A 3,957-nucleotide genomic window follows, 5' to 3' on the forward strand; every position below is an offset into this window, starting at 1 on the left:
TCCCTTTCCCCCTCGCCCCCTTGGGGGAGAGGGCTGGGGTGAGGGGGTAGCGATCCGACTGACTCACCATAGCCCTGACCGGACTGTCATCATTCCTGGCAGTTACGGTCATTGCTGTAGGGCGCGGTCTTGCGGACAATCAACGCCACGTTTCCCGCTCATGGATTTGCCAGCATGCCGCAACCGATCTTTTTCGCCCACGCCAACGGGTTTCCCTCGGGTACCTATGGCAAGTTGTTCGCGGCGCTGGCGCCCGAGTATCGGGTTGCGCATCTGGAGCAGCACGCCCATGACCCGCGTTTTCCGGCGGACGACAACTGGTACAACCTCGTCGACGAATTGATCCACCATTTGCAGCAGCAGGATCAACCGGTGTGGGGCGTCGGCCATTCGTTCGGCGGCGTACTGCATTTGCACGCGGCGCTGCGTTGCCCTGAGCTGTATCGCGGCGTGGTGATGCTTGATTCGCCCGTGTTGACTCGCACTGATCAGTGGGTGATCCGTGCCGCTAAACGTTTTGGCTTCATCGACAAACTGACCCCGGCCGGGCGCACGTTGGGACGGCGCGAAGAGTTTGCCGATCTCGCCAGTGCGCGCAGCTATTTTGCTGGCAAGACACTGTTCCGTGGTTTCGATCCGGAATGTTTCGATGCCTACTTGCAGTACGGTTTGCATCAGGTCGGCGACAAGCTGCGCCTGCGTTTCGACCCAGCCACCGAAATCAGCATCTATCGCGGCGTGCCGCACACCAGCCCTGGCCGTACCCGGCAATTGCAGGTGCCGCTGGCGGTGGTGCGCGGGCACAAGAGTCGCGTCGTCATGCGCCATCACACCCGTTTCGTTTCGCGTCTGGCCCAGGGTGAGGCACTGAGCATGCCCGGTGGCCACATGTTTCCACTCGAACGCCCGCAGGACACCGCTCGGTTGTTGAAGAACCTGTTCACCCGCTGGGAAAACCGCCAGGACAAGGATTGCGCATGAGCCCGACCTTCGAAGAAGTGCGCCTGAGCCTGCCGCATATCGAACTGGCCGCGCATTTGTTCGGTCCCGAGGACGGTTTGCCAGTGATCGCACTGCATGGCTGGCTCGACAACGCCAACAGCTTTGCCCGTTTGGCGCCGAAGCTCAAAGGCTTGCGCATCATCGCTTTAGACATGGCCGGGCACGGGCATTCCGGGCACCGACCGAATGGCGCCGGCTATGCGCTGTGGGATTATGCCCATGACGTGCTGCAGGTTGCCGAGCAACTGGGCTGGAAGCGTTTCGGCCTGCTCGGGCATTCCATGGGCGCGATTGTTTCGATGGTGCTGGCGGGGTCGTTGCCGGAACGCATTAGCCATCTGGCGCTGATCGACGGCGTCATTCCTCCTACAGACAAAGGCGAAAACGCCGCTGAACGTATGGGCATGGCCCTGCAAGCGCAACTGGATCTGCGCGAGAAACGCAAACCTGTCTACAACACCCTCGATCGCGCCATCGAAGCGCGGATGAAGGGGCTGGTCGCCGTCAGCCGTGAGGCGGCTGAATTGTTGGCTCAGCGCGGGCTGATGCCGGTGCCCGGCGGCTACACCTGGCGCACCGACAATCGCCTGACCTTGCCATCGCCGCTGCGCCTGACTCAGGAACAAGCAATGGCGTTCGCGCTTCGAGTCAGTTGCCCCGCGCATCTGGTGGTCGCGGCTGACGGCATGCTGGCCAAACATCCCGAGCTGCTGGAGCGTCTACCCTTTAGCCGGGAACAGTTGGCGGGCGGGCACCATTTGCACCTGAACGATGAGGCCGGGGCCGACCTTGTCGCAGACTGTTTCAATCGGTTCTTCGCCATTCCTTGACTTGCTGCGGGCAACTGTCGAGGCTGGTCGGGTTGAAATGGGAGACAACCACGATGGATTTCTACACCGCTGCGACCTCGAATTACCCAGTCATGCCGATCCGATGAGGCTGACTATGCGGTCACTCAGTCTGTTGGCACTGTGCTGTTTCAGTACCGTTTCGTTCGCCGCCGATGTGCCGGGCAGTCAGGACTTGCAGATCGTGCCGCGTCTGGCCGATGCACAGATCGTCGACTACCGCCCGCCCGTGGAGCTTGAGCGGATCTATCCGCTGGGTTCGATCCGCAAGATCAGTGGCCAGCTGCGTTTCGATGGCCAGGTCACCGCACGTGGCCAAACCACTTCGGTGACCTACGAGTTGCCACCCGAACATTCCGCCACCGAAGCGTTCACCGCCGCCCGCGAAGCCTTGCAAAAGCAGGACGCTGAATTGCTGTTCTGGTGTCAGGCGCGAGATTGTGGCGAAAGCAGTCTGTGGGCCAACGAAGTGTTCGGTAACGCCAAACTGTATGGCGCCGACGAGCAACAGGCCTATCTGCTGTTGAGGCTGGCGCCGCCGCAGGACAACACGCTGGTGGCGCTTTACAGCATTACTCGCGGTAATCGCAAAGCCTATCTGCATGTCGAACAGTTCGAGGCAGTGGCACCGCTGGGTGAGTTGCTGCCGACCTCGGCGACCCTGTTGCGTCAGCTCAAAAGCACCGGTGAGCTGGACTTCCCTGATCGCGTGAATGAGCCGGATGATACCTGGCTACGGCTGATTTCCCGTGGCCTGAACCTCGACACGACGTTGCGGGTGACGGTGTCCGGGCCCAAGGCCGAAGCCTGGCGCGAGGCGCTGATCAATCAGGGCGTGCGCGCGGCGCGCATGGAAACCGGCAGTGTCGAAGGCTCTGGCCTGCGCATCGATCTGTTGCGTTAAGCTGTTTCAGGCGAGCACGAATCGGGTGTTCGCCTACTCTTTGCCTGACTGACTTTTTCGAGACCTTACATGCTCAATAACGATCGCCTGCTGGTGCAGATCCTGCTGCTGGTGTTGTTTGGGGCCAGCCTGTGGGTGATGGCGCCGTTCTGGTCGGCACTGTTCTGGGGCGCGGTGCTGGCGTTTGCCAGTTGGCCGCTGATGCGCCTGTTGACCCGTTGGCTCGATGGCCGGGAATCGCTGGCTGCGGCGATTCTGACGTTGGGCTGGATGCTGCTGGTGGCGGCGCCGCTGGTGTGGCTGGGGTTTAACCTGGCGGATCATGTGCGCGATGCCACGGCGTTTATCAAGGATGTGCAGGTCGACGGTCTGCCGGAAGCGCCGGCCTGGCTGGGCACGCTGCCGCTGGTCGGTGAGCGGCTGGTCGGACTCTGGAACAGTATTGATCAGCAAGGTGCGGCGCTGATGGTCTCGGTCAAACCGTATCTGGGGCAGGTCGGTAACTGGTTGTTGGCGCGCAGTGCGCAGATTGGCGGCGGGATTCTCGAGCTGACCCTGAGCATTGTCTTTGTGTTCTTTTTCTATCGTGACGGGCCACGGTTGGCGGCGTTTGTGCACAGTCTGCTGGAGCGTTTGATCGGTGATCGCGCGGGCTATTACATCGAGCTGGTCGCCGGGACTGTGCAGCGCGTGGTCAACGGGGTGATCGGCACGGCAGCGGCGCAGGCGGTTCTGGCGTTGATCGGGTTTTTGATTGCCGGGGTGCCGGGGGCGTTGGTGCTCGGGATTGTCACCTTTCTGCTGAGTCTGATTCCGATGGGGCCGCCGTTGGTGTGGGTGCCGGCCACGGCCTGGCTGGCCTGGAAGGGTGAGTATGGGATGGCGGTGTTTCTCGGGATCTGGGGGACGTTCATCATCAGTGGCGTGGATAACGTGCTCAAGCCGTATCTGATCAGTCGCGGGGGGAATTTGCCGTTGGTGATTGTGTTGCTTGGGGTGTTTGGCGGGTTGATTGCGTTTGGGTTTATCGGGTTGTTTATCGGGCCTACGTTGTTGGCGGTGGCTTATAGTTTGTTGACGGATTGGAGTAAGAGTCAGTCTCGGGTTGAGGATCGGCGGTAGCTGTTTTGGGTTCTGGGTTTGGGTGTATATCCGTTGCTGCGGTAACGGCGGCTTAGGGTTCCGCCCTTACGGCGGGTCACT

General features: G+C 61.2%; 4 protein-coding genes. All 4 read left to right on the forward strand.

The window, feature by feature from the left end; all coding sequences use genetic code 11:
- The first annotated feature begins 174 nt into the window (after positions 1–174).
- Positions 175–981, forward strand: coding sequence for an alpha/beta fold hydrolase (locus tag ACW9IR_RS28920; RefSeq protein WP_150706557.1), 807 nt, complete (start codon positions 175–177; stop codon positions 979–981).
- On the forward strand, positions 978–1,832 hold the full coding sequence (locus ACW9IR_RS28925; RefSeq protein WP_064117513.1) for an alpha/beta hydrolase: 855 nt from the start codon (positions 978–980) through the stop codon (positions 1,830–1,832). Before ACW9IR_RS28920 ends, ACW9IR_RS28925 begins: the two co-directional genes overlap by 4 nt.
- A gap of 115 nt (positions 1,833–1,947) precedes the next feature.
- Positions 1,948–2,754 (forward strand): DUF4892 domain-containing protein, encoded by an 807-nt coding sequence (locus ACW9IR_RS28930; RefSeq protein ID WP_457466021.1) that lies wholly within the window; start codon positions 1,948–1,950, stop codon positions 2,752–2,754.
- 69 nt (positions 2,755–2,823) lie between these two features.
- A complete protein-coding gene (locus ACW9IR_RS28935; protein WP_457466023.1) occupies positions 2,824–3,876 on the forward strand; it encodes an AI-2E family transporter in 1,053 nt (350 codons plus the stop codon).
- Positions 3,877–3,957: the final 81 nt, after the last annotated feature.

The sequence above is a fragment of the Pseudomonas sp. SDT291_1_S447 genome (assembly GCF_054070155.1).

Bases quoted from the DNA above. Each gene is read 5' to 3' on its own strand.
- ACW9IR_RS28920 (WP_150706557.1), top strand. From the start codon at position 175: ATGCCGCAACCGATCTTTTTCGCCCACGCCAACGGGTTTCCCTCGGGT.
- ACW9IR_RS28925 (WP_064117513.1), top strand. From the start codon at position 978: ATGAGCCCGACCTTCGAAGAAGTGCGCCTGAGCCTGCCGCATATCGAA.
- ACW9IR_RS28935 (WP_457466023.1), top strand. From the start codon at position 2,824: ATGCTCAATAACGATCGCCTGCTGGTGCAGATCCTGCTGCTGGTGTTG.
- ACW9IR_RS28930 (WP_457466021.1), top strand. From the start codon at position 1,948: ATGCGGTCACTCAGTCTGTTGGCACTGTGCTGTTTCAGTACCGTTTCG.